Annotated in this window: 22 protein-coding genes; 16 read left to right on the plus strand and 6 right to left on the minus strand. The window is 44.1% G+C overall.

The window, feature by feature from the left end:
- The 6 genes from AC060N_RS09405 to AC060N_RS09430 all read left to right on the plus strand — a co-directional run bounded on the left by AC060N_RS09405 (position 1) and on the right by AC060N_RS09430 (position 8,324).
- Complete coding sequence (locus tag AC060N_RS09405; RefSeq protein WP_479526871.1) at positions 1–1,272, plus strand: efflux RND transporter periplasmic adaptor subunit; 1,272 nt, start codon at positions 1–3, stop codon at positions 1,270–1,272.
- Positions 1,273–1,276: 4 nt separating this feature from the next.
- On the plus strand, positions 1,277–2,038 hold the full coding sequence (locus AC060N_RS09410; protein WP_479526872.1) for an ABC transporter ATP-binding protein: 762 nt from the start codon (positions 1,277–1,279) through the stop codon (positions 2,036–2,038).
- A gap of 12 nt (positions 2,039–2,050) precedes the next feature.
- Positions 2,051–3,271, plus strand: a complete 1,221-nt coding sequence (locus tag AC060N_RS09415; protein WP_479526873.1) for an ABC transporter permease — start codon at positions 2,051–2,053, stop codon at positions 3,269–3,271.
- 87 nt (positions 3,272–3,358) lie between these two features.
- A complete protein-coding gene (locus tag AC060N_RS09420) occupies positions 3,359–4,438 on the plus strand; it encodes a sensor histidine kinase (protein WP_479526874.1) in 1,080 nt (359 codons plus the stop codon).
- 38 nt (positions 4,439–4,476) lie between these two features.
- The gene (locus AC060N_RS09425; RefSeq protein ID WP_479526875.1) at positions 4,477–5,193 is read left to right on the plus strand and encodes a LytR/AlgR family response regulator transcription factor; all 717 of its coding nucleotides are present in this window, start codon (positions 4,477–4,479) and stop codon (positions 5,191–5,193) included.
- A gap of 239 nt (positions 5,194–5,432) precedes the next feature.
- On the plus strand, positions 5,433–8,324 hold the full coding sequence (locus tag AC060N_RS09430) for a PAS domain S-box protein (RefSeq protein ID WP_479526876.1): 2,892 nt from the start codon (positions 5,433–5,435) through the stop codon (positions 8,322–8,324).
- A gap of 99 nt (positions 8,325–8,423) precedes the next feature.
- Here AC060N_RS09430 and AC060N_RS09435 read toward each other — a convergent pair whose 3' ends face one another.
- Entirely contained in the window at positions 8,424–9,143 is a 720-nt protein-coding gene (locus AC060N_RS09435) for a YebC/PmpR family DNA-binding transcriptional regulator (protein ID WP_153638992.1), read from the minus strand.
- 181 nt (positions 9,144–9,324) lie between these two features.
- Here AC060N_RS09435 and AC060N_RS09440 point away from each other — a divergent pair, with 181 nt between their 5' ends.
- From AC060N_RS09440 to AC060N_RS09455, 4 genes are all read left to right on the plus strand, one after another.
- Positions 9,325–10,101 carry a Mut7-C RNAse domain-containing protein gene (locus tag AC060N_RS09440; RefSeq protein WP_463230043.1) on the plus strand — a complete coding sequence of 259 codons (777 nt, stop codon included), beginning with the start codon at positions 9,325–9,327 and terminating at the stop codon, positions 10,099–10,101.
- A gap of 65 nt (positions 10,102–10,166) precedes the next feature.
- Positions 10,167–11,144 carry a diacylglycerol/lipid kinase family protein gene (locus tag AC060N_RS09445; protein ID WP_463230042.1) on the plus strand — a complete coding sequence of 326 codons (978 nt, stop codon included), beginning with the start codon at positions 10,167–10,169 and terminating at the stop codon, positions 11,142–11,144.
- Positions 11,145–11,387: 243 nt separating this feature from the next.
- On the plus strand, positions 11,388–12,788 hold the full coding sequence (locus AC060N_RS09450) for a tryptophanase (RefSeq protein ID WP_479526877.1): 1,401 nt from the start codon (positions 11,388–11,390) through the stop codon (positions 12,786–12,788).
- Positions 12,789–12,891: 103 nt separating this feature from the next.
- Entirely contained in the window at positions 12,892–13,515 is a 624-nt protein-coding gene (locus tag AC060N_RS09455) for a carbohydrate-binding family 9-like protein (protein ID WP_463230039.1), read from the plus strand.
- A 41-nt stretch (positions 13,516–13,556) separates the two neighbouring features.
- Here AC060N_RS09455 and AC060N_RS09460 read toward each other — a convergent pair whose 3' ends face one another.
- Entirely contained in the window at positions 13,557–14,828 is a 1,272-nt protein-coding gene (locus AC060N_RS09460) for a WD40 repeat domain-containing protein (RefSeq protein WP_479526878.1), read from the minus strand.
- Between the two features lie 195 nt (positions 14,829–15,023).
- Between AC060N_RS09460 and AC060N_RS09465 the strand changes: the two genes are divergently transcribed.
- The 5 genes from AC060N_RS09465 to AC060N_RS09485 all read left to right on the plus strand — a co-directional run bounded on the left by AC060N_RS09465 (position 15,024) and on the right by AC060N_RS09485 (position 20,471).
- The gene (locus AC060N_RS09465) at positions 15,024–15,701 is read left to right on the plus strand and encodes a hypothetical protein (RefSeq protein ID WP_479526879.1); all 678 of its coding nucleotides are present in this window, start codon (positions 15,024–15,026) and stop codon (positions 15,699–15,701) included.
- 70 nt (positions 15,702–15,771) lie between these two features.
- Positions 15,772–17,976, plus strand: a complete 2,205-nt coding sequence (locus tag AC060N_RS09470; RefSeq protein ID WP_479526880.1) for a RelA/SpoT family protein — start codon at positions 15,772–15,774, stop codon at positions 17,974–17,976.
- Positions 17,977–18,059: 83 nt separating this feature from the next.
- A complete protein-coding gene (locus AC060N_RS09475; protein ID WP_479526881.1) occupies positions 18,060–18,335 on the plus strand; it encodes a tetratricopeptide repeat protein in 276 nt (91 codons plus the stop codon).
- 227 nt (positions 18,336–18,562) lie between these two features.
- A complete protein-coding gene (locus AC060N_RS09480) occupies positions 18,563–19,225 on the plus strand; it encodes a tetratricopeptide repeat protein (protein WP_479526882.1) in 663 nt (220 codons plus the stop codon).
- A gap of 142 nt (positions 19,226–19,367) precedes the next feature.
- Positions 19,368–20,471, plus strand: a complete 1,104-nt coding sequence (locus tag AC060N_RS09485; RefSeq protein WP_479526883.1) for an ROK family protein — start codon at positions 19,368–19,370, stop codon at positions 20,469–20,471.
- A 136-nt stretch (positions 20,472–20,607) separates the two neighbouring features.
- On the opposite strand, the gene AC060N_RS09490 is transcribed toward AC060N_RS09485, so the two are convergent.
- A complete protein-coding gene (locus AC060N_RS09490) occupies positions 20,608–21,150 on the minus strand; it encodes a hypothetical protein (protein WP_479526884.1) in 543 nt (180 codons plus the stop codon).
- A 228-nt stretch (positions 21,151–21,378) separates the two neighbouring features.
- Between AC060N_RS09490 and AC060N_RS09495 the strand changes: the two genes are divergently transcribed.
- The gene (locus AC060N_RS09495; RefSeq protein ID WP_479526885.1) at positions 21,379–22,677 is read left to right on the plus strand and encodes a DNA methyltransferase; all 1,299 of its coding nucleotides are present in this window, start codon (positions 21,379–21,381) and stop codon (positions 22,675–22,677) included.
- Here the strand turns inward: AC060N_RS09495 and AC060N_RS09500 are convergent.
- The 3 genes from AC060N_RS09500 to AC060N_RS09510 all read right to left on the minus strand — a co-directional run bounded on the left by AC060N_RS09500 (position 22,674) and on the right by AC060N_RS09510 (position 25,622).
- A complete protein-coding gene (locus AC060N_RS09500) occupies positions 22,674–23,507 on the minus strand; it encodes a hypothetical protein (protein ID WP_479526886.1) in 834 nt (277 codons plus the stop codon). The two genes, AC060N_RS09495 and AC060N_RS09500, sit on opposite strands and share 4 nt — an antisense overlap.
- 327 nt (positions 23,508–23,834) lie before the next feature.
- Positions 23,835–24,767 carry a 3-hydroxyacyl-CoA dehydrogenase gene (locus AC060N_RS09505; RefSeq protein ID WP_479526887.1) on the minus strand — a complete coding sequence of 311 codons (933 nt, stop codon included), beginning with the start codon at positions 24,765–24,767 and terminating at the stop codon, positions 23,835–23,837.
- Positions 24,768–24,860: 93 nt separating this feature from the next.
- Entirely contained in the window at positions 24,861–25,622 is a 762-nt protein-coding gene (locus tag AC060N_RS09510; RefSeq protein WP_223825893.1) for a helix-turn-helix domain-containing protein, read from the minus strand.
- Positions 25,623–25,903 lie beyond the last annotated feature (281 nt).

Below are 25,903 nucleotides of genomic sequence, written 5' to 3' on the forward strand. Positions count from 1 at the left end.
ATGAAAAAGAAGACTATCATTATTATATCGGCCATTGCGGTGATTGCCATAGGCGGACTGCTAGTGAGCAATGTTATGAAAGACAAGGATAAAACCATCGATTTCAAGACGGCTACGGCCGACACCGGTTACCTCAGCAATACGGTAACCGCCACCGGAACCCTTCAGGCCATTCAAACAGTAGAAGTCGGTACGCAGGTTTCGGGCCGCATCAAAAAACTGTATGTCGATTTTAACTCGCACGTAAAAAAAGGAGAGGTGCTGGCCAAAATCGATGAAGAACCATTACGGCTTTCGCTTGACCAGGCCCGGGCTACGCTCGACAACGCAAAAGCGGAACTGAAATACCAAAAGGCCAACTACGAACGGCTGAAACCCTTATACGAGAAACAACTGATTTCGCAAACCGATTACGACCAGGCGGTCTACAATTACGAGCAGGCCAAAGCCAACGTCATCAGCGCTCAATCGGGGTACGACAAAAGCAAGACGAACCTCGATTACGCAACGATTTATTCGCCCATTGATGGCGTAGTACTTAACCGTGCCGTTGACGAAGGTCAGACGGTGGCTGCGAGTTTCAACACCCCGACGCTGTTCACTATCGCCAACGACCTCACACAAATGCAGGTGGAAGCCAACGTGGACGAAGCCGATATTGGTCAGGTGAGAGACGGACAGCGGGTGGAATTCACGGTAGACGCTTACCCTGATATGAAATTCGCAGGTACGGTAACCGAAATACGATTAGAGCCGGTGACGACCAATAACGTGGTAACATTTACCGTTATCATCTCGGCTCCTAATCCTGACAAGAAATTGCTGCCGGGAATGACGGCCAGCGCCACCATCTTCGTAAAGGAATCGAACGATGCACTAAAAGTTCCGGTCCAGGCACTATTGTTCAAACCCGATCCACAGTTGATGCAGGCCTACATGAGCCAACTTCCTGAAAACGAACGTCCGCATAACGCAGCGATGGCAATTGAACCCAACAAAGGGAAAACCTTGTCACCTTCCGGTGAAAAACAGGACGAAAACGGACAGAAAGAGCAACATGTATGGGTGAAAGATGGTGTGATGCTCCATCCGGTAACCGTAAAAACCGGCATCAACGACGGAACCGATGTGCAGATTCTTTCCGGTCTGAAAAAAGGAGAGAAGGTTGTGCTGTCGATGAGTGAGAAGAAACTGGCAGACAACTCATCGGAAGAAGCCAGGAGTCCGTTCATGCCGACACCTCCGGGGCGACGAAACAAGAATAAAAAGTAAAGAAATGGAAAACAGCACCATCATACAGGTCAATCAGTTGCACAAGGATTTTCACGTGGGCGAAGTAACGGTGCGTGCATTGCGGGGCATCGACATGGAGATTCATACCGGAGAGTTTGTTGCCATTATGGGAGCAAGCGGTTCGGGAAAATCAACCATGCTGAACATACTGGGGTGCCTCGAGAAGCCAAGTTCAGGCGATTATCAGCTCGACGGCATCAACATGGGCGATCTGAACCGGAACGAATTGGCGGGTTTGCGGAACCGGAAACTGGGCTTCGTCTTTCAAGCGTACAACCTGCTACCGCGAACCTCGGCGCTGGAGAATGTGGAATTGCCGTTGTACTACAACAGCAAGGTAAGCAGTAAAGAGCGGAAAGAACGCGCCAAGGAGGCACTGAACGCGGTAGGTTTGAGCGACCGGATGCACCACATGCCCAACCAGCTGTCGGGCGGCCAGCAACAGCGGGTGGCCATTGCCCGGTCGCTGGTGAATGACCCGGTTGTAATTCTGGCCGACGAGGCCACCGGTAATCTGGATACGCGTACTTCTTACGAGATTATGGCCCTTTTCCAGGACCTGAACGACAAGGGCAAAACCATTGTCTTTGTAACCCACGAACCGGACATTGCCCGCTTTACCACGCGGAACATTGTTTTCCGCGATGGCCTGATCAAAGGCGAACATCCGGTGACTGACCGGCTGAGCGCGCAGGAAATGCTGGATAACCTTCCTCCCGACGAGGATGTGGATGTTTCACTTTAAAACCTTAGCGAGATGAATATTTCCAATCTATTCAAAATAGCCATCAATGCCTTGCGAAGAAACAAATTCAGGGCATTCTTAACCATGCTGGGTATCATCATCGGGGTGGCCTCGGTGATTGCCATGCTGGCCATTGGCGAAGGTTCGAAGCGAAGCATCCAGCAGCAGATGTCGTCCATGGGAACCAACCTCATCCAGGTGATGCCGGCTTCCCAGGAAAGAGGAGGCGTACAGCTGGGAAACTCGAATGCAGAGTCGCTGACGCTGAAAGATATTACCGCGGTAGAGAAAAGTTGCCCCGATGTTGTAGCCGTCTCGCCCGAACTGCGGGCCAGCGGCCAGGTGGTATATGGCAACGAAAACTGGCCGACATCGATATTCGGTATCAATGACCAGTACCTGAACATCAAAAAGTACGACCTGTCGAGCGGACGTATGTTCACAGAAAGCGAAATAAAGACAATGGGGAAAGTCTGCCTGGTAGGACAAACGGTGGTAGAAAAGCTTTTTGGGAAAGATGCCAATCCGGTAGGACAGAATATCCGTTTTAATAAAGTCCCGATGAAGATCATTGGTGTATTGGCCGCAAAGGGCGAGAACTCGTTCGGCCGTGACCAGGATGATATCATCATGGCGCCCTACACAACGGTTCAGAAGCGGATTCTGGCCATTGACTATATCCAGGGAATCAGCATGTCGGCCGCCAGCGAACAAAAAGCCGATGCAGCCATCACGGAAGTGGAAAATGCGTTGCGCAAATCACATAAGCTGACCGGTAACGACAATGATGACTTCCGGGTGTTCTCCCAATCGGAACTGGTGAGTACCTTTTCATCCATCAGCAACGTACTGACAGCCCTGCTTGGTGCCATCGCCGGCATTTCGCTGTTGGTGGGCGGTATCGGTATCATGAACATCATGTATGTGTCGGTGACCGAACGTACCCGCGAAATCGGGCTGCGGATGTCCATCGGCGGCCGCGGTATCGATATCTTGATGCAGTTCCTCATCGAATCGGTTCTGCTGAGTGTCATCGGGGGAATACTGGGGATTATACTGGGCTACCTGGCTTCCAATCTGGTCGGTTCCATCATGGGGTGGCCGGTGTATGTGATGTCCAGTTCGGTGATTCTGTCGTTTTTTGTCTGCTCGGCCATCGGTATCTTCTTTGGATGGTATCCGGCCCGAAAGGCCGCCGGCTTAAATCCGATTGATGCCCTCCGGTATGAGTAAATTCTGCTATCTTAGAGACTTCAGGATATAAATCCTTGCCCGTGCTGCTGAAATTCATCTCAGCAGCACGGGCACAAACCATTACAAATGAAACGAAAACTACTTTCCGGTAATCGCCTGCATATTTTGTTGCATGTGCTGGCCTGGATTTTCCTCTTCTTCCTGCCACAGTACCTGATGATGCTGGCTTGGGGGCGCAGCGGAATGATGTCGGGACGGCTTTACTTCAACACGGCGGTGTATGCAGCAGTGTTTTACATCAATTACATCTGGCTGATTCCCCGGTTCTTCCTGAAAGACCGGAAATGGATGTACTTTCTGCTGATATCGGTTATGGTTTTTGCACTTTACTGGGTGAGCGACTGGGGAAATCACCTGTTGGTGACGGCAGATGAGCAACGGTTCATGGAGGCTATGCGGGAAATCTGGAAGAAGAATAACTTCCCGAAACCACCGCCACGGGAATTCCATATTTACATTTATTTAGTGACGAGCATACTTGTTTCGGGATTTGCTATGGGGCTGCGGGTAATGGGTAAACTGGCAAAGAATGAAGCAGAACGAAAAGATTTGGAAAAAGCTAAGCTGAATTCAGAATTGGCCCTGCTGAAAAGCCAGATTAGTCCGCATTTCTTCTTCAATACGATGAACAATATCTATTCGTTGATCAGCCTCAATCAGAACGATGCGGGAGAGGCAGTACTGAAACTCTCGCACATGATGCGGTACTTGTTGTACGAATCGGAGAGCGAGTTAATCCCATTGGAAAGAGAGATTAGCTTCATGCGTAACTATTTCGACTTAATGAAATTGCGCATCAACGAAAAGGTAACCGTCAATGTTTCGTTTCCGGAAGAGACCCAAAATATCGACGTGTCGCCATTGTTGTTTATTCCGTTCATCGAAAACGCTTTTAAGCACGGTATCAGCTACCGCGAAAAATCATTCATCGACATCGTACTGCAGGTTGATGAAGGGAAGATTAATTTCATGTGCCGGAACAGCAAAGTGCTTTCCGGGAAACCGAAAGAAAAAGAGTCGGGGATAGGTCTGGAAAATGCCCGGAAACGCCTGAAGCTGCTTTACCCGGGAAAACATAAACTGGAAATTGATGAGGATGATGAGATGTTCCGGGTGCTGCTAACTATTCAGATTAGCGAGTCATAAAGAAATTGTCTTGTGAAATCAACCTAAAAACCGAAAAAATGAATCTGCGGGTCATAGCTATCGACGACGAACCTCTTGCCCTGCAACTGATCAAGGGCTACATTCAGAAAACACCGTTCCTGGAACTGGTGAATACGTTCGACAATCCGCTCGATGCCATGGAATTTTTGGCACACGAGCAGGTCGACCTGTTGTTTCTCGATATTCACATGCCCGACTTATCGGGAACCGAGTTTACCCGCACATTGACTTCTCCGCCTAAAATCATCTTCACCACCGCCTATGAAAAATATGCGTTGGAAGGTTTTAAACTGAATGCGGTCGATTACCTACTGAAACCTTTTAGCTATGAGGAATTCCTGAAGGCCGCTATCAAAGCGCAGAATATGTTCAACCTGGAACATCAGGCGCATACGCAAATCGAGGCCAACAATGAATATCTTTTTATCAAGTCAGAATACAAGATCCGGCGCATTAACTTCGATAATATCCTGTATATCGAAGGCCTGAAAGACTATATCAAAGTGCACGTACAGAATGAAGCCAAACCCATTCTGTCGCTCAACTCTCTCAAAGCGCTGGATGCCAAGTTACCCGAGGACCGCTTTATGCGGGTACACCGTTCGTATATTGTCAACCTGGCAAAAATCGAAACCATCGAACGAAACCGCATCGTTTTTGGCAAAGTCTACATCCCGGTAGGCGACCAGTATAAAGAGAAATTCCTGGAATTTCTCGATAAGAATTTCCTGTAGTCCGGTTATAAACACTTCTGTATTTCATGGTTTTGGTTCAGTATAACTCAATCTATATGAATCGGGGAGTTCGTCCCTGTTTCAGACAATTTTATTCACTTCTTTATCGTTATAAATTTGTAATAACGAACCCAAGGATAAATTGAATGTGTGGAAAAAACATGACTGCTATATGAGAAATCTTTTCTTAAAAGATTGATAAATAGTATATCTTCGCACCCTTGACTAAGTGATAGAGGATGAATAATTCGATTGTGGTAGCGCTGTTGCAAAACACAGCGATTCTTCTGGCCTTCAGTATGCTGTATGACTATCTGTGGGTAGGAGAAGAGAACTCAAAAAAAATCTCGGATAAACTAATTACCGGCGTTATACTGGGCGCTATCGGGATTATTCTGATGTTATCGCAATGGACCATGAAGCCCGGCCTGGTTTTCGACACCCGCTCGGTAATGCTTTCCATATCCGGTGTTTTCTTTGGACTTGTACCTACGGTTATTGCCATGATTGCCACCGGAGTCTTCCGGATACTGGAAGGTGGTGCCGGCGTGTGGATGGGAACAGCCGTTATCATTACCTCCGGAACCATTGGTATTCTTTGGCGAAAACTCCGTCCCAACTGGTTTTGCAGCAATCAACTTCTGGAGTTACTTTCTCTTGGGGTAGTGGTTCATTTGGCCATGTTGGCTTGCTCACTTTTGCTTCCTGCCAGTGTGCGCTGGGAAACGTTGTCGCAGCTGGCATTGCCGCTCCTGACGGTTTATCCGATTGGGAATGTATTGCTGGGAAAGTTGATGCTGAAGCAGAATAAAAACTGGCAAACCCGGAATGCCCTTCACGAAAGTGAGGAAAAATACCGGACGTTGGTTGAAGGGGCCGGTGATACCATTGTGATTCTTCAGGACGGATTGATTCAGTTTGCCAACCACATGATTTCACAGGCTTTTGGTTATGCACGAAATGAAGTAGTTAACCGAAATTTTCTGGAATTCATTGCACCCTCAGAACGTACTCGCTTAGAGCAATATTACATTGCACGAACCACTGGAAAAGATGCGCCAACGAATTACGAAACGATTATTCAGCATAAAGATGGTCGATTAATCACTGTCGAGCTAACAGCGAGTACACTGACTTATAACGGGCGTCCGGCGCACATGATGTTCGTCAGAGATATTACGGAACGGAAAGAGGCCAAATTAAGACTGGAAAATGAACGGAAACAGCTAAAAACACTTATCGAAACCATTCCCGATTTAGTTTGGCTAAAGGATAAAGAAGGTCGGTTTTTGTCGTGCAATCATGAATTTGAACGGCTGCTGGGAGTTCCGATAAGGGAGTTAATCGGAAAGACGGATTACGACTTTTTTCCGGGTGATTTGGCTACATTCTTCCGTCAAAAAGACAAAGCAGCCATTGAGACCGACGGAGCTCAGACGAACCTCGAATGGGTGACCTACGCTGACGATGGACATGAGGCGTTATTTGAAACCATCAAAACGCCCATGCGTGATTCGGAAGGAAACCTGATTGGCGTGCTTGGGGTAGCCCGGAACATGACCGATTTTTATAGAACACAGGAGGCATTGAAGGAAAGCGAGCGGAAGTTGAAAGAGGCGCAAACGCTGGCACAGATAGGTCACTGGGAACTCGATCTCACAACCATGAACATTGGTTTTTCAGAGGCAATTGGTAACATCCTGGAGTTAGAAGCCGGCACCCTTGAAATTACCTTCGATGAATTTATTCAGCTAATTCATCCGGAGGACAGGAAGAAGGTGAAAGAGTGTTATACTTCCGCTGAAATTAACGAAATGTTTGGCGAAATAACGCATCGGTTGTTACTTAATAATAACCGGATAAAGCATATCGAGCAACGCTACATTACGGAATACAATGCGCAGGGACGCCCCGTCAGACGCCACGGTACGCTGCAGGATATCACCCGTGAGGTTTTAACAGGCATGGAGTTGCTAAAAGCAAAAGAAAAGGCGGAAGAGAGCGATCGGTTGAAATCTATTTTTCTGGCCAACATGAGCCACGAAATCCGTACCCCAATGAATGCCATTATGGGCTTCTCCAATTTGCTGGGAGAGTTGGATCCCGACGACCCGGAGCGCGATAATTTTATTGATATTATCCAGAATTCCAGCAAGCGCCTGCTGCAAATCATCAACGATATTGTCGATATCTCCAAAATTGAGGCGGGCCAATTGCGAATACACAAAACTGATTGCGAGCCTGCCAAGCTGCTTGAAAATAGTTACCGTACCTTTGAGAAATCAGCATGGGTCACCAGCAATCCTAACCTGGATTTGATGTTGGAACTTCCCGAAGATGCCGCCGCCATTCGTTTGCATACCGATGGCATCAGGGTGCAACAGGTGATAGACAACCTGATGAGTAATGCATTGAAGTTTACACAGAAGGGAAGTGTTACGGTTGGTTTCGTTAAGAAACAAACCGAAGATGGCAATTTCATCGAATTCTATGTAAAAGATACAGGGCTCGGTATTTCTCCTGAAAAGGCCGAAATCATATTCGAACGCTTCCGGCAGATTGATGAAGATAAACATCACGAAGGCGCTGGTTTGGGACTTAGTATTTCCAAAGGTATTGTGGAGCTTTTGGGCGGGAGTATCTGGTTTACATCGCAACCCAATATCGGGACTACTTTTAGTTTTACGGTTCCGTATCAACCGGTGAAAGAGATGTTTTCCGGAGGTAAGAAAGACGGAAGTAAAGTCGATGAATTCCAGGGATTGAGCATTATTATTGCTGAAGACGATCGGAATTCGTACATGTACTTGCGCGAAATACTGAAGAACCGGGTATCGGAAATAAAGCATGCTTCCAACGGCCAGGTGTTAATGGATATGCTTGATAAGAGGCAGCCGGATTTGGTGTTGTTAGACATTGATATGCCGGTGAAAAGCGGTTACGAATGTCTTCAGGAAATAAAAGAGAAGGGGATAACGACCCGGATTATAGCGCAAACAGCTTATGCGATGCTGGAGGAGCGCGACCAGTTGCTGGAAGCCGGATGCCATGGTTATATCGCCAAACCAGTTAAAAAAGCCGAATTGTACGAAGCGATTGGTGAGGTGATGAAAACGGCCTATTTAAAGTGAAAGGTTCATTGGATTTTTGATTATAGATGAGAATTACAAAAAAGCCCTGAGGAGCAATGGCATCTCAGGGCTTTTTAACTGTATCTTTTGAGGAGATATTTACTCCGTTTCTTTCATATTGTGGAAGACATTGGTCACATCGTCGTCTTCTTCCAGCTTGCCCAGTAGCTTCTCAATCTCGGCTACTTGCTCTTCATTCAATTCTTTGGTGTCGTTCGGAATACGCTCGAACTCAGCGCTCACAATTTCAAATTCGTTCTCTTCCAGGTATTTCTGGATTGGTCCGAACGATTCAAAATCTCCGTAAATGAGAATGTCGTCGTCTTCAGCAAATATTTCCTGCACCCCAAAATCAATCAATTCCAGTTCCAGCTCTTCCAGGTCGAGTCCTTCTTTGCCTTTGACCTTGAAGTTGCATTTGTGCTCGAACATGAATTCCACTGAACCTGAAGTTCCCAGCGATCCGTTGCATTTGTTGAAATAGCTACGCACATTAGCCACGGTGCGGGTGGGGTTATCAGTAGCGGTTTCTACCAATACGGCAATTCCGTAAGGTCCGTAACCTTCGTAAACCAGCTCTTTGTAATCGTCCTGATCTTTCGATACGGCACGTTTAATAGCCCTTTCGACATTGTCTTTGGGCATGTTGGCCGCTTTGGCATTTTGAATCAACACGCGAAGGCGTGAGTTAGCTACCGGATCGGGGCCACCGGATTTAACAGCGATTGCGATTTCTTTTCCCAGTTTGGTAAAGGTCTTGGCCATGGTGCCCCAGCGTTTCAGCTTCCTGGCCTTGCGGTATTCAAAGGCGCGTCCCATACGTTATAAGTCTTACAGATATTGTATTTTGATGATTTTCCGGCTGCAAATTTAAAAGGCTTTTTCTATTTTTTTCTGCTGAAGCCGAAAAATGACGCGCAAAGTCGTCCGTTTGGCTGTTAAAAGCCCAAATGTCGTATCCCGAAAAAGGTTTTCTTACCTTTACTAGCCAGACGATTCGATGAGTAAACTTTCCTTCATATGGATTCGTGCCTTTGGTAACCTGAACGATTTTCTTCCGTCAGATTACCGGCAAAAGCCTTTCAGGGTAAAACTCAATTTAGGGCAAACGGTAAAAGATGCCGTCGAATCAGCCGGTATTCCCCACGTCGAAATCGATGTGCTGACGATAAACGGCAAGTCGGTCTCGTTTGGTGCTTTGCTGGCTTCGGGCGACCTGGTGAATGTGTATCCGGTAGCTGAATTGTTAAATGATAGCTCGGTTATTCATCTGCGTACGCCGCTACCCTCTGAAGTGCATTTCATTCTGGATGTACATTTGGGAAAGCTGGCGAAGTATCTTCGTATGCTGGGCTTCGACACGCTTTACCGTAACCGGATGGACGACGATGTGATTGCTGATATTGCTGAAACGGAGAACCGGATTGTATTGACCCGCGACCTTGGGATTCTGAAATACAATCGCGTGAAATTAGGCTACTGGCTTCGTTCGCAACAGTCTAAAAAGCAACTTTCGGAAGTGATTGAACACTTTGGACTCATTCGGTCCATTCGTCCCTTTACCCGCTGTATGCAATGCAACGGGCCAATGATAGAGGTACCCAAAGAGGAAGTGCAGGAAAGGCTGGAAACGGGAACGCGCCGCTATTTTGACCGCTTTTATCGTTGCACCGACTGCGGAAAGGTATTCTGGGAAGGTTCCCATTTTGACCACATGAATCTGTTTATCGATGAATTTCTCGACAAGATGAGCCGGAATTCCCCGGATGATGCATAACACATTTTCCACTCTGCTTGCTTGATCTCAATTTTACTATCTTCGGAACATAATTTTCGAAAAAAATGGTACAATCTGACTGGCTGGTTATTCTGAATCCGCATGCTGGAAGTAGAAGAGGAGCGCACGATAAAGGAAAGATTATGAAGCTGCTGAAAAAGCACAAAATTAATTTCCATATGGTGACCTCCGACTATCCGAAACATGCAATTTCCCTTGCGGGTGAAATGGTAGCAGCCGGTTACCGGAATATTATTATCGCCGGAGGTGACGGAACACTAAATGAAGTGGTGAATGGTGTCTTTAAACAAGATACCTGTTCACCGGAAGAGGTAACTATCGGGATGATTCCGGTGGGAACCGGAAACGACTGGATTCGCACTTTCGGGATACCGGATGAATACAAGAAGGCCATCGAAACCATTCTGGAAGGCAAAACCATCCGGCAGGATGTGGGAAAAATCACCATTCGTCGTCCCAATGAAACGGTGACTCGGTATTTTATGAACATGGCCGGGTTTGGTTTCGATGCGATGACAGCAGCCCGCGCCAATCGTTTGAAGGACAAAGGCAAGTCAGGTATTCGGGTATATATACAAAGCTTGGTTTCCAGTTATTTATCGTATCGAAGCCGGCGGTTGCGTTATTTTGTCGATGAAAAGCCGTTTGAAACTGTGCTGTTTAGCGCTAGCGTGGGCATCGGGAAATTCAACGGCGGCGGCATGATGCAGACTCCCGGAGCTATTCCCGATAACGGAGAATTTCAGGTAACAGTCATCCGACGGATAGGCTTGTGGGGAATACTCCGAAATTTTACCGGTTTATACAACGGAAGCTTTATAAAGGACAAGCATGTAACGACCCACACAGCGCGTCAGATTCGATTTGAATCGGATAAGCCCATCCCCGGTGAATCGGACGGAGAGACCCTAAAACGAGGGCATTATACGTTGGAGATCCTACCGGGAAAAATCAATGTGATATATGGAAACGACCGCTATTTTTCGCGACAACCCCATGCTGAAGAACACCCGTTAAAATAAAAATTGGAATTACCCTTTTCGACTTCTTTTCCCGTCGACACCTGTTGCATTCCCTATATTTGTAACATAAGTAAGGGAGTTAACATGAAAATGTCCATTCACACATTGTGGCTGATGTTTCAGCTGTACAGGAATCTGAAGAACAGGGATTCCTTTTGTTAATCCATCGCATTCTAATACTTCTAGATGATTGATTCGGCGAAAGCCGGATTTTACCTGAACACCCTAAATTCTCAAATTAAGATGGATTTACCTTTTACAGAAAGCTATAAAATTAAGATGGTGGAACCTATCCGGAAAAGTACCCGGAAGGAGCGTGAAGCGTGGATAAAAAAAGCCCAATACAATTTATTTAATCTTCGTAGCGAGCAGGTATTTATCGACTTGCTGACCGATAGCGGTACGGGCGCTATGAGCGACCAGCAGTGGGGAGCGATCATGACTGGTGACGAGAGTTATGCCGGCTCTTCTTCCTATTTTCATCTGAAAGAAACCATCAAAGACATTACCGGATTCGATTATTTTCTTCCCAGTCACCAGGGACGGGCAGCCGAAAATGTGCTGTTTTCGTCATTGATTAAAGAAGGCGATTTGATTCCGGGTAATGCGCATTTCGATACAACCAAAGGTCACATCGAATTCCGTCATGCTGATGCGGTCGATTGTACCATCAAAGAAGCGTACGATACCACCAAAGAGCATCCGTTCAAAGGAAATGTCGATCTGGATAAACTGGAGCATGTGCTGATTTCGAACCCGAAAGAGCGCATTCCTATGATTATTGTAACGGTTACCTGTAACACCGCCGGCGGTCAGCCTGTTTCCATGCAGAACCTGAAGGATGTGTACCAGATGGCGAAAAAATACGGCACTACCGTTATTTTCGATGCAGCTCGTTTTGCAGAAAATGCCTATTTCATCAAAATGCGGGAACCCGGTTACCGGAATCATTCTGTCAAGGAAATTGTCCGGGAAATGTTCTCCTATGCCGATGGAATGACCATGAGTTCAAAGAAAGACGGTTTGGTAAACATTGGCGGGTTTATGGCCTTCCGGGAAAAAGAGATGGTAGATAAATGCTCGATGCACACTATCATGTTCGAGGGCTTTGTCACGTACGGTGGCATGAGCGGCCGCGACATGAATGCACTGGCGGTAGGTCTTCAGGAAGTCGTTGATTTCGATTACCTCGATACTCGTATTCAGCAGGTAAAATATTTGGGTGATAAGCTCATAGAGTATGGCGTTCCCGTTCAGCAACCCATTGGTGGACATGCTGTTTTTGTGGATGCCAAACGTTTTCTTCCACATGTTCCCAAAGAGGAGTACATTGCTCAGACGCTGGCTGTTGAGCTTTATGTCGAAGGTGGAGTTCGTGGCGTGGAAATTGGAACATTGTTGGCCGATCGTGATCCGCATACGCGGGAAAACCGGTATCCGGCACTGGAATTAGTTCGTTTGGCCATTCCCCGGAGAGTTTATACCAACAATCATATGCACTATGTAGCTGCGGTACTGAAGAATGTTTACGACCGCAGAGACCAGATAAAACATGGATTTAGCATTACCCACGAAGCACCCATTCTTCGGCATTTTACGGTCGAACTGGAGCGGGTGCACAAGGAGGCATCTGTGAGGAAGTAATTATTTTAATGGATCTTGTTGAAGCCGGAAAATCATCATAGAGGTTTTCCGGCTTTTTTGTGCCCAATGGATTTCGTAGCTTGCACCAACCAAATTACCGAACATGATGACTATCCCAACGATTCCATATCTTTCGGCACTTACTACAGAGAATGCTGGAGAACTGCTTCCGACAGAAGGATTAGCACTTCAGCTTCAGCAAATCAATTGGCAAGAATTTCCGCACAAGCCGGAAGTTGATGTATACCTGGGACATTCCGGTCATTCGCTGTTCCTGCATTACGTGGTTCGTAAGGATTATGTGAGAGCTGTTAACCGAAACGACCAGGAGCCGGTTTATGAAGATTCGTGTGTGGAATTTTTCCTTCAGGAGAATGAAAATTACCGAAATTTTGAGTTCAATGCGCTGGGAGTCTGTTTGTCTGCGGTAGGAGCTGAGCGTAAGAGCAGGCGGCGTTTGCAGGCGGAAGAGTTGGCATTGATTAGACGCAACTCCAGTTTACATCCGGATACATTGCCGCCTGAAGATGTTCTATCGGACTGGAACCTCACGGTTGAGATTCCTTTTTCGATGATTGGACTGGAAAGAGGTAAAAGCTTTCGTGGTAATTTTTATAAATGCGGCGACAAAACACTCATTCCTCATTTTGTTAGTTGGGCTCCTATAAAAATACTCAAGCCGGATTTTCACCGGCCTGAGTTCTTTGCTGATTTATCGATTGCTTAGTACTATTTATCTCTTGCTAGTCGAAGTTCTGTGCACTGCCATTAGAAACTGCAGCCACATCCATCGTCGACGAATTTCAAAATATGTACGCCGTCAAGCCCTTTGGCGACAACTATCCACTTCGAACCATCGGATGCTACATCGTTGACCGATCCCGGAGGTGCACTGGATTGCGTATCCCAAACCCATACCGGGTATACCATCAGCGAAGGATTTTCGGTATCGTAACGGGCCAGGTACAAGCCATCGGCACCATTACCGTAGTAAACGAATTTGTCATCGAAAGCAAAGCTGTTTGAGTTTCCTGCGTGTAACATCGAAGGCGGGGTAGACTGAACCTCATCAGTAGTGAGATTAACGACCACTGCTCCCTGACTTCCCAATGTGGCAATCACCATATTATCGGTAATGAAACGCACCTTGGTCTTTCCACTGTACATATTTTCGGTTGCGACATTCTGATGCGTTACCGGCTCATCAGACAACGTAATGGTCTTCTCAAAAGTGCCATCGGTTCCGGTCAAAACAAGGCTGGCTTTGTCGCCTTCGTTACCACCGACCAACAAGGCCAGGTGATTTCCATCCGGACTCATCGCTATCGAACTGGCTGAAGTGGCTCCGTAATAGTTAAGTCCACTAAAACCTTCGGTCCCTTCCGAAACCCAAAACAGACCACCGTTGGTATTTCCGGCAGACAACATGGCTTCCGAATCCGATAAAACCAAACCGTTTGCCGAAGCAACTGTTTGTCCTTCCAGCAATTTCGAAAGAATGAAAGCGCGGGTGAATTCCGAGGTAGTTAAATTATAGGTATAGAGTGCTGCACCGGTTTTCGGATCGGAACAGGCCATATACACGATGTTATCCTTCAGCATGATGTCGTTCACATCGACGGGCAGATTGGATACGACCGTTTCTACCTGTTCGGTTTCTTCCTTGAACTTTATAATCTGAAATGCACCGCCAAATTCGGTTCCCTGAACGTTATAGCCTATCACTGCTATGTCATCTTTAACGTAAAGGCAAGAGGCACTCAATGGCAAATCGGCCTCAGGGGCACTTACATTTGCCTTGTGAACCAGGGTGAGTCCTTGTACCGGATTAACAGTAGCAGATTTCGTTTGGCCGTCGAATGGACGGAAATGAATAACTTCGTTGACTTGTGTCAGATATCCTGATGCATCTGACTGGGGGATAGTTTGTTTTACAGGCTCATCCACGGGAACACCCTGGTCGCTTGTACATTTACTGAAGAGCAATACGATACTCATCAAAGTAAATACCTTTAGGAGGGAGAGTAAAGTTTTCATCATGGAATACTTATTTAGGTTAAAGATTGATATCGATAAAGGGCAATATTCTGAGAAAAGTTACGGCAATTTATCAAAAAATAAAACCCCCTGTTCATATTCTTGATGGTCTGGTTTTTGTTAGGAAAGATGGAGGATATTTACAATCTTGAGCGTAGGATATTTCTAAGCCGGGCTCGTATTTTTAAGTTGATGATTATGAGGATGAAATATAGCGTATTGACGTTGCTTTTTATGGCCATTTTTGTGCAGACTGCCCTGGCCGGGGAGCCGGATTCATTGTCGGTGCAAAAACCGGAAATGTCAGTGCCTCTGTCGCTTCAATTGCAGCAATCGTCAACGGATTCTGTCATGCCGCATGACTTTGGTGTTGAAGTCGGGACGTCGGTATTTACCAATTTTAAACATGGATACGGCTTCAATCAATATGTGGCTCCGCGATTTAGTTTTTCGCCTCATAAGCGCTGGCGCGTCGATATGCTGGGAACGATGGGAGTGACCCGTTTGGAGGATATGCCCCTCTATTCTTACTACCTGAATGAATATCCGGTGATGAGCGGCCGGTATTACTATGCGTCTTTCCTGGGGCAGGCGACCTACGCTGTTAACGAAAAATTATTCTTGGGCGGAACCGGATTCGTTTCAAATACTTTTCAATCTGAAAATGAGTTGAATCCGGCAGTGAAAAACCTGACGAATTATGGTAGTTCTTTGTTTGTTGGTTATAAGTTTTCCGACAAGTTTAGCATGCAGGCCGAATTCAGTATCAGTAAGGTTGGAAACCCCTACAACGGTGGAGTTTACAACACCCCGGGCGGATACCCGCAGACTGATCTTTACAGGACTTCGCCAGTCGGCACCGATCCGGTGAAGTGAAAACCCGATTTCCTTTCTCCTCCCATATTTGCTAATTTTATGCAGTGACGGATTTGTAAATTGACAGCAAGTGACGGAAAGCTTTAACGAACTTATTTCAGAAGAGTATAATAAACTGATTGCTGCCTGCTCGCGCAGTTTCAGTGACCAGGAACTGGTACAGGTACACGGTGCATTTGAGCTCGCGAGGGAGAAGATTGGCGACAAAACCTGGTCGAATGGCGACCCGGTTATCTTGCATTCCATCGCGGTAGCACGCCTGGCTGCCAACGAAATTGGACTGGCGTCGGATTCGGTGATTTCAGCGTTGCTGCACAACGTGTACACCGAAGAGGAAGAAACCAAAGCCCGGCAGGAAATCGAAAAGCTATTTGGCAGAGTCGTGGCCGAAATACTCGATGGCCTGATTAAAATAAATGGCATCAACACCGATAACCTGGCGCTGCAAAGTGAGAACTTCCGACGGCTGATGCTGGCCCTTTCGGGCGATGTGCGGGTTATCCTGATTAAAATTGCGGACAAGCTGCAGGATATGCGTACACTCGACCGGTATCCGCATTCGGTGCACAAGAAGCATGCGCATGAAACCATGCATTTGTATGCCCCGCTCGCTCACCGTTTAGGGCTGTACAAGGTCAATTCCGAGTTACAGGATATTTCGCTGAAGTATTTACATCCCAAAGATTATCAGCACATCGTCGATAAACTGAAGGAAACGGATGAACAACGAAAAAACTTTGTGTCTGCATTTGTCAAGCCCGTCGAAGTAAAGCTGAAAAAACGCGGTTTCGATTTTGAAATGAAGGCCCGGACCAAATCGATTTTCTCCATCTGGAACAAGATGAAAAAGAAGGGAGTCGACTTTGATGAAGTATTCGATCTGTTTGCTATTCGTATTATTTTAAACTCGAAACCGGAAGATGAAAAATCGGATTGCTGGCAGGCTTTTTCGGTAGTTACCGAAGAGTACCAGTCAAATCCCGAACGCTTGCGCGACTGGATCACCATCCCTAAATCCAATGGCTACGAGTCGCTTCACACGACAGTGTTGGGGCCGGGAAAACGTTGGGTGGAAGTGCAAATCCGTACGCGCCGGATGGACGACGTAGCCGAGAACGGTTTGGCGGCTCACTGGCGCTACAAAGGAGGGAAAGGCTCTTCGGATTTGGACGACTGGCTGAAGAATATCCGCGAGATACTGGAGAATCCCGAAATGAACCCGGTCGATTTCATCGAGGAGTTCAAGGTGAATATATACGAAGACGAAATTTTCGTTTTCACACCGAAAGGTGATCTGAAAAAGCTGCCGGCAGGTTCAACGTTGCTCGATTTTGCCTATGAAATACACTCGGCTGTGGGCGATCATTGCACCGGTGGAAAGGTGAACGACCGGATGGTAACGCTGAAGCATAAGCTGAAAAACGGCGACCACATCTCGGTAGAAACCTCCAACAATCAGAAGCCGAAGCTCGACTGGCTCGAATTTGTGGTGACGTCGAAAGCCAAGTCGCGCATCAAGGCCAGTTTGAATGAGGAGCAGAAAAAGGAAGCCGATAACGGCAAAGAGATGCTTCTGCGTAAGCTGAAAAACTGGAAAATAGACTACAATGACCTGGTCATCCGCGACTTGTTAAAGCACTACAAGTTGAAGTTAGCCGCCGATCTGTACTACAATATTTCGGTGGGGAAAATTGAGCCGCTGGAGATTAAGGATATTCTGACCGGCAAAAAAGAGGAAGAGACAACCAAGGATAAGTTGTCCGAGATTTTGCCGGCTTCGGACCTGAAGGATTTGACGTTCGACACCGGCGGCGATTTCCTGGTGATTGATAATGACATCCGGAACATCAATTACAAGTTGGCACAATGCTGTAATCCGATTTTCGGCGACAACATATTTGGTTTTGTGACTATTCGCGAGGGGATTAAAATCCACCGGATGAACTGCCCCAATGCGCCGCAGATGTTCGAACGCTATCCTTACCGTGTCATCCGGGCCCGGTGGAAGGATACCGGGAAACGGAACTCATTCCAGACGACCATCCACATCTCCGGGACAGATGAAATGGGACTCGTCAGCGATATTTCCCACATCATCTCCAAAGACGTCGGTGTGCAGATGCGCTCGATATCAGTGAATTCGGAAAACGGGAATTTCGAAGGAACGTTGCGGGTGTATGTAAACGACCTGGAGCACCTCGATTTTCTAATCCAAAAATTACGCAATGTGCATGGTGTGCTGTCTGTTGGACGTGCCGACAATATCAAATCCTGAATAGTAAATCTATATTAAACAAAATATGGCACAGTTTTCGTAATACAGTGTGTCAGGAAAACGGGTAATTGAAATTTCAACCTATGAATGAGAAATTGACAAAAGCGAAAGAAGCATACGAGCGGGGCGAACTGGAAGAGGTTTTCTCGTTACTGAATAACGATGAGATCAATGAATTGGATTCAGCGGTCAATATGCTTTTGGGAATGAGCTATTACAAAATGCAGGAGTGGGGAAAGGCCCTCAATTGTTTCAACGCGGTTGTATCGGTTGAACCGGAAAATAAAAATGCCAAAGGGTACATCGATATGATTCAGAATATCTTGAAGTTTTACCACAAAGACCGGTACAACCCCTGATTTCTGTTTTATGGTTATCGCCCGTCTTTTTTTAGGGGGAGATTCCGGTAAAAGCATAAGATTTATGAGTAGATACTATTATATTCAGTGGCCAAGTGTATTAAGCGAGGATGAAAAATATACATGTAACTACTTTCATATTTTTTTAAAATCATTATTTTTGAGCTAAATAAAAGCATTCTATAGAACATAAATATATTGATAGACAATTTAAAATAGGAGCAACAATGAAGAAACTGATCGCTGTTTTAATTTTTAGTGTAGGATTTTTGGCAACCTCTTTTGCACAGGACCAAAAGGCGGATGCAATCGCATCGAAAAATGCGGGAAATGAAGCTTTGCGTTCGAAGGACTATGCAAAAGCGCTTACCAATTTCGAGAAAGCTATTGCCAACTGGGGCGACCAGGATCCGGATTATGTGATGATTTACAACACAGGTTATTCTGCTTACAAAATCAAGAAGTGGAACAAAGCCATCAAGTATTTCACCATGGCGGCTGACGCAAGTTACAAAGCTGAGTATGCGTATTTGTACATTGCTAACTCTTACCGGCACTTGAATAACATGGCCAAGTTTGAGTCAACGCTTGAAACGGGCCTCCAAAAGTACCCGAATAGTAAGAAGATTAAGTCCTTTTTGGGCGTTTATTACCTGAAAGAAGGAAATGCGCACTACAAAAAAGGTGCTGCCATTCTGCAGTCTGCTGCTAACGATGTAAAAGCAGGCAAGTACAAAACAACCGATGACAAGTACAAAGCACAGGTTGCGAAAGCAAAGGTTGATTTCAAAGCCGCAATGCCTTATGTTGATAAAGCTGTGAAACTCGATCCGAGTGATCCGCAGGCAAAACAACTGAAGCAACTGATTCAGAAAAATCTGGATATGTAAGAAATAATACCAAATTGAAAAGGGCCCGGAAAATTCCGGGCCCTTTTTTTGTTTAGAGACTTTCCAAACCGTCAAAAGTCCAACACGTTTTAGAGGGAATTTTGTATTTTCAACCTCCGAAATTCACAAAAACTGTAAACCAATGAACTTATTCGATGACAAGCGTGTGGTGATGACACTCGATGCAGGAGGAACCAACTTTGTCTTTTCAGCCATTCGCGGCGGCGAAAATATTGTTGAACCCATTACATTACCGTCGAACGGAGACAATCTGGAAAAAAGTCTCGCCAACATGGTCGATGGCTTTTCCCGGGTGAAAGAAGAACTGCAGGAGGAGCCGGTAGCAATTAGTTTTGCTTTTCCCGGTCCGGCCGACTATCCCAATGGAATTATTGGTGATTTGGTGAATCTGCCCGGTTACCGCGGTGGTGTGGCACTCGGCCCGTTCCTGGAAGAGAAATTCAATCTGCCTGTTTACATCAACAACGATGGCGATTTATATGCTTATGGTGAGGCGTTGGGAGGTTTTCTTCCCGAAATCAATACAAGTCTGAAAGATGCCGGTTCACCCAAACGGTACCACAACCTGGTAGGAATCACGCTGGGAACCGGTCTGGGTGGCGGTTTGGTGCGCGAAGGCAAACTCATTATTGGCGACAATGCCATGGCAGCGGAAATTTATGCCTACCGGAATAAACTGAATGCCAATTGGTGTGCCGAAGACGGTGTTTCCATTCGTGCGGTAAAACGTCATTACGGTGAGTACAGCGGAGACGCGAATGCCGATGAACTGACGCCGAAAGATATTTTCGAAATTGCCAAAGGCATGCGTCCCGGAAACAGTGAAGCAGCGACAAAAGCTTTTGCATCGGTTGGTGAATCGTTGGGGGATGTATTGACGCACCTGGCTACCACGTTTGATGGCTTGATCGTGATTGGAGGCGGACTCTCCGGTGCTGCCGAACTAATTATGCCCGCAGCATTGGCTGAGATGAATGGTACGCTTGATTTGCCGGATGGCGAAACGATGCCGCGGTTAGTGCAGAAAGTAGTGAGTGCCGATACCGAAGAGGGCTTATCTGCTTTATTGCATCAGAAAGCGGTTGAAATTAAAGTTCCACAAAGCAATAAAACAGTGGTGTACAACCCGGAGCCGATGTTGGCCGTGGGAATCAGCCGCATTGGAGCAAGCCGCGCCATTTCGCTGGGTGCTTATGCTTTTGCTCTTGACAAGCTTGACGAATAAGAGTCGTTGAATCTTAAAATATATGCCGGTTGATTTTTATTGACCGGTTTTTTTTGTGCATGACGGTCAGAACGGAGTGAAGAAAGAGTACACCACTGCACCCGCAATGCAATTTGCAATTTGTTATAGCCAGTTATTATTCATCTATTACTTTCCATTCGTTATTCTTTTTTTCAATCAGATATGGACGATTAAAACCACCACCAGTCCCATTTGGCCATCCGTGCTCATAGTCAATCACCACTAGACCGTATTTGTCGTTAGCGCTGAAACAGATTCTTGAAAAACTTAAAATTACATACTCTTCGTCTTTTCCAATTTCCTTTTTGTGGTCAACAAATTGCCGATAAGGTTTCGCAAATTCCAATCTACTTTTATTAAACTCCCGATATTTTAGTTTCTTAAAGTTCTTTGAACCAACTATTGAATTCGCAATACTGTCGAGATGTGGATTTTCATAAATTCTGTCAAACATCCATTGATTATCTTCTTTGACTTGTGAAATTGGTAACAAAGCGTCAGATACGAAAACCTTATAAGTGTCTTGCCTTTTAATAGTGTCAGGGGCAATTTGGATTTCATCATTCTCAACTGGAGGTGGCGGTTTAATTCGACTTTGATTTAAATCTTTTATTCTTAAATAGTCATTGGCGATATCTTGAATTGCCTGAAATTCCATTTTATTGTATCGATTGTCGGTACAACTAAATAGAAGTAAAGTCAGAAATATAAGTATTGAAACTCTCATTGTAGATTTCTTAATTGGCTATAACGGAGCGCATATGGTGCGTATCCCGAAGGGTATGCACTATATGCGTTGTTGTGTGCCGTTTTTTCTCTTTTTTCTATTCATGTCACTTGTTTATTTGCGTTAATATGCGTTAATTTGACCCTAAATTCGTTTCTTATGAAGCATTCAAGTTTCCTAACTGTCGATGAAGTGGCTCAACACCTGAAAGTTACGAGACAAACGGTATCAAAGTACATCAAAGCAAAAGAGCTTAATGCAGTCAAGATAAACAAGAGTTACAGAATTACTGCTAATGACTTTGAGAGTTTTGTCAATTCAAACTCAACTGCCCAAGAACCGTCAATTTCTTATTTGAGAAGAACCAAGAATTGTACTCTTCAATATACTGATAAAGCAGATGAATTCGAGGTAGTTCATGGAATCACGCATGGTGAATTAAAAACAATTAAAGAATCAAAGCAAACCGAGAACAAGTTCATCTTTGGTGATAACTACTTCGTTTTAAAAAAACTCCTTGACACTCACAGAGGGCTTATTGATTTAGTCTACATCGATCCACCATTTGGTACTGGTCAGGATTTCAACTCCATTGATGAGCACTCCGCCTACTCTGACAAGTTAGTCGATAGTGAATTTCTTGAGTTCATCAGAAAGAGGCTTTTCTTAATGAAGGAATTGATGTCTGATAAAGGCAGTATTTACCTTCACATTGACAAGAAAATAGGACATTATGTGAAAATAGTAATGGATGAAGTTTTCGGTTATCAGAATTTCATTAATGACATCACTCGAATAAAATGTAACCCCAAGAACTTCGCACGAAACGCTTATGGAAACTATTCGGATATGATTTTGTACTATGCCAAGAACAGAGATAGTCAGATATGGAACGACATTAAAGAGCCGATGTCAGAAGAGAAAAGGAAGGTGTTATTTCCCAAAAAGCATCCAAAGCATGGATACTATACTACAAACCCAATTCATGCACCTGGCAAAACAGTCAATGGTGATACAGGCTTGGAGTGGAAAGGTCTGATGCCCCCAAAGGGCAGACATTGGCGATATAGTCGTGATGTGCTGGATGAACTTGATAACAAAGGCTTGATTGAATGGTCGAATACAGGAAATCCAAGAAAAATTGTTTTAGCTAGCGAACACAAAGGATTCAAAATTCAAGATGTTTGGGAGTACAAGGACAAAGGACTTTCCTACGTTGACTATCCGACACAAAAGAATTACGATTTACTTGAGCGAATAATTGAAAACTCTTCCAATCAAAATTCTATTGTACTCGACTGCTTTGCTGGTTCAGGTAGTACTCTGAGGGTTGCAAATAGATTAGGTAGAAAATGGATTGGTGTCGATAATTCAACTCACTCTCTAGAAGTAATCAATAAAACCTTTACAAAAGATCAAATAGATTTTGAGTTTTTGGAATATGTGCCGCTCGATTAAAGGTGTGTTTCTAGATACTCTTCGAGCAAAAGAGCACTGACAATATCGTAGGGAAATTCTTGTACAAGGACGTTAACCTTATCGTTTATTATAGAACCACTCGTCTTTTTAGTCGCCCAAGGAAATCCGTCAATGATTCCAACCCTTATAACATCTCCACGTTGATCTCTACAGAAATCCAAGACATCCTTAACTTGGTTATTTTGATTTCCACCTGAGCGACCAATCCATTTTGCTTCTCCAATAATGTAGGTTTCATTCACCTTCGCTACTAAATCTGGACGTTTTTGTAAATTCTGATTAAGTGTTTCGTTTACGAATGTCTTTCCGTCTTCTTCAGAAGAACTCAATACAAAGATCCCTTCTGTTGATTCTTCAAAATCTTCGAGATTCAACAGCTCAAAATTGTTTCTCACCCAATTTGTGAACATGGGTCCCATTTGCTGATTGATCTTTGGAGCAGATTCTAGCCTAACTACCAATTCATCTGCTGTCATTGCATATAAGGTGTTTGCAATTCTATTAATCTGTCTCGGGTTAGAGGTTCGACAGTTCTCCACTTCTTTTATCAAATAAGCAAGTGGTTCGTCATAAGGGAATTTTACTTCCCCTTGAAGTATTTGAATCAATTCGTCTGTTCGTCTCCCTTGATGTGCTGAAATAATCCTTCTTTTAAGTCTCTGTTCCATGTGGTTTGGGACAGCGGTTTCAAGGGGGTAAATAGCCAATAGATTGTCGAGATAAGGAGTTTCTTCGAATAACTCCATACTTCTAAGTACCCATTCATTAAGCTCGTCTCGTTCGTTTTCTATGTCTATTGATCTATCCATGGGTCAAATTTCGCCTAAATTTTTTATTTTTCAAATGGCACACAACGGTCTCGGCTATGAGTAGTTGCGTGGTTTAGCACTTAACTTAGCAAGTACACACCAAACTGAAAATCCGCGAGGATTTTCAGAAGTAGGCGAGAACAAGCAATTACTTATAGCCATTGTTGTGCGTTCGTATTTTTTATTCAGTTGAAATCAGAAAATTGTGCATTTTCAAAAATAGCTAAAACCTTTGCCTACCATATCCTTATTATCATGAATTCCAATTGTTGGTCAACGAACTCTAAAACAACACAATATAAACTTCCAATAATAGATTTATTTTTTCTACTTCAAAAAATCCTTTTTTTGAAAAGCTGGATTTGGGTATGTATAAAATCCTTCACCCGTAGCCACACCTAATTTATTTTTATTAATGAAATTTTCTTCTAAATATTTCATCACTTTTATCCTGTTGGCATCCTGTGTTTTCTCGGCTGCTATTTTATTTATGTTGTAAGCTGTTGTAACGCCTACCACATCCAAAATACCAAATGGTCCAACTGGTGCACCGGTTGCGACCATCCATGTTTTGTCGATGGTTTCCACATCTGCCACTTCGTTCACATACAAATCCAACGCAGCACCTAAAAGAGGTACAAGTAAAGAATTGAGAATATAACCGGGCTGTTCTTTGTGCAATGGCAAAGGCAACATTCCAATTCTTTTTGCAAACTCCACCACATCGTTGAACACTTTGTGCGAAGTAGTTGGATGCCCCATAATTTCTGCGGTATTGTGTTTCCAAATTTCGTTGGCGAAATGCAGGGCAACAAATTTCTCCGGTCTTCCAGTAGAGGAAGCAAACTGACTTGGTAAGAGTGTGGAAGAATTCGTAGCAAAAACAGTTTTTGCGGGGGCAACTTTTGCTAACTGCTCGTAAAAACCGATTTTAATCTGCGGATTTTCCGGTACGGCTTCAATCAGCAGGTCGGCATCTTTTACAGCCTCTTCTAAATTAGATGAGTACCTTAATTTTTGATATGTATCTTCCAATTGTTGCTGACTTGCATTCAAATCACTTTTAAATGCGGAACTCATAATTTCAAACTTGCCTTTTGCTTTTTCCAATACTTCATCATTAATGTCATAAACGGTGACATTAAATCCATGAAATGCCGTCTGGAAAGCAATTTGATAGCCTAATACGCCACTTCCGGCTACTGTAATATTTTTATAATTCATAAGAAACGAATCAAACTTATCTGTTATTTTCTTCATTGTTAAAGTATTTGATTATTTAATGATAACAAAGATATGGCTATACTTAAATTTACATATATCCTTTAATTCGGTATTTGTGTCCGTTAATTCTTATCGAACTATGTTTTGTCTTGTTCTATATTGTGAAGGTGAAATTGTGGTATGTTTTTTAAAGAATCGCCCAAAGGCAGAGGTAGAATTGAAGTGTAACTGAAATGCAATTTCAGTTACTGTGAGTTCAGGATTTCCCAATAGTACATACGCTTCTTTTAGCAGTATTTCATTAATGACTTCATGCGGTGTTCTTCCACTTGTTTTTTTTACTATTTCAATTAAATATTTATTAGAAATATGCAATTGGTCGGCATACAATTGTACTGTTTTATGTTCTAAAATTTGTTCTTGTACCAGTTTCCTAAACTTCAAATAAATAGTAGAAATGACTTGGTCTTTACTTTCTGGTTCGTTAGCATAGCGATGTGTAATTTCGGCAACTTCAAGTAATATGTTAAAAATAATACTTCGAATAATTTCATCAATAAAATTTCCGTGGGTTTTAGTTTTATGTTTTAAGTAATCAAGCAAGGTCAATATATGTTCTATGTCTTTTGCGGGTGCATTTAATAAGGAATAGCTAACTTGTTGAAACAGACCACTTTTTTCAATAATAAATGGGTTAGAAATATTTTTGAGTAAGAAATTTTTTTCAAAAAACAGAAGTTTCATTTTAAAATCTTTACTAAACTTCCTAAAATGGACAATGGTAGATGGTGCGGAAATAAGAAAACTATTTTGTTGAATAAGATAATTATTACCATCTATTTCCATAGTCATTTTTCCGCTTGTACAGATGCACAGTGAATAAAAATCCATGCGGAACGAGTTTTCGGGAAATTGAAAAATTGATTTCCCCGAAGAAATATAGTAAGGCTTATCACAAGCCACACCATAAAACGAAAGTGTCTGTTTAAGATTTTGGTACAAATGATTTTATTTTATATGACGCACAACTAGTGTGTATCAACATTGTTGTTATTTCTCTTATGTCAGTTGATGAGTTGTTGTTATACCCCCATATTGGGATGTATTGTGTACTTATTTATGTTGAGTAATTAATTTCCGTCTTCATTTCATCGGTTGTTTAGGCATCTCCA

Source organism: Prolixibacter sp. DSM 2831, from assembly GCF_056493735.1.

Coding starts and splice junctions, on each gene's coding strand:
- AC060N_RS09460 (WP_479526878.1), bottom strand. CDS start 14,828: ATGATGAAAACTTTACTCTCCCTCCTAAAGGTATTTACTTTGATGAGT.
- AC060N_RS09510 (WP_223825893.1), bottom strand. CDS start 25,622: ATGGATTTTTATTCACTGTGCATCTGTACAAGCGGAAAAATGACTATG.
- AC060N_RS09425 (WP_479526875.1), top strand. CDS start 4,477: ATGAATCTGCGGGTCATAGCTATCGACGACGAACCTCTTGCCCTGCAA.
- AC060N_RS09450 (WP_479526877.1), top strand. CDS start 11,388: ATGGATTTACCTTTTACAGAAAGCTATAAAATTAAGATGGTGGAACCT.
- AC060N_RS09410 (WP_479526872.1), top strand. CDS start 1,277: ATGGAAAACAGCACCATCATACAGGTCAATCAGTTGCACAAGGATTTT.
- AC060N_RS09455 (WP_463230039.1), top strand. CDS start 12,892: ATGATGACTATCCCAACGATTCCATATCTTTCGGCACTTACTACAGAG.
- AC060N_RS09505 (WP_479526887.1), bottom strand. CDS start 24,767: ATGAAGAAAATAACAGATAAGTTTGATTCGTTTCTTATGAATTATAAA.
- AC060N_RS09445 (WP_463230042.1), top strand. CDS start 10,167: ATGGTACAATCTGACTGGCTGGTTATTCTGAATCCGCATGCTGGAAGT.
- AC060N_RS09490 (WP_479526884.1), bottom strand. CDS start 21,150: ATGGAATTTCAGGCAATTCAAGATATCGCCAATGACTATTTAAGAATA.
- AC060N_RS09475 (WP_479526881.1), top strand. CDS start 18,060: ATGAATGAGAAATTGACAAAAGCGAAAGAAGCATACGAGCGGGGCGAA.
- AC060N_RS09480 (WP_479526882.1), top strand. CDS start 18,563: ATGAAGAAACTGATCGCTGTTTTAATTTTTAGTGTAGGATTTTTGGCA.
- AC060N_RS09495 (WP_479526885.1), top strand. CDS start 21,379: ATGAAGCATTCAAGTTTCCTAACTGTCGATGAAGTGGCTCAACACCTG.
- AC060N_RS09415 (WP_479526873.1), top strand. CDS start 2,051: ATGAATATTTCCAATCTATTCAAAATAGCCATCAATGCCTTGCGAAGA.
- AC060N_RS09435 (WP_153638992.1), bottom strand. CDS start 9,143: ATGGGACGCGCCTTTGAATACCGCAAGGCCAGGAAGCTGAAACGCTGG.
- AC060N_RS09430 (WP_479526876.1), top strand. CDS start 5,433: ATGAATAATTCGATTGTGGTAGCGCTGTTGCAAAACACAGCGATTCTT.
- AC060N_RS09420 (WP_479526874.1), top strand. CDS start 3,359: ATGAAACGAAAACTACTTTCCGGTAATCGCCTGCATATTTTGTTGCAT.
- AC060N_RS09500 (WP_479526886.1), bottom strand. CDS start 23,507: ATGGATAGATCAATAGACATAGAAAACGAACGAGACGAGCTTAATGAA.
- AC060N_RS09405 (WP_479526871.1), top strand. CDS start 1: ATGAAAAAGAAGACTATCATTATTATATCGGCCATTGCGGTGATTGCC.
- AC060N_RS09440 (WP_463230043.1), top strand. CDS start 9,325: ATGAGTAAACTTTCCTTCATATGGATTCGTGCCTTTGGTAACCTGAAC.
- AC060N_RS09465 (WP_479526879.1), top strand. CDS start 15,024: ATGAGGATGAAATATAGCGTATTGACGTTGCTTTTTATGGCCATTTTT.
- AC060N_RS09485 (WP_479526883.1), top strand. CDS start 19,368: ATGAACTTATTCGATGACAAGCGTGTGGTGATGACACTCGATGCAGGA.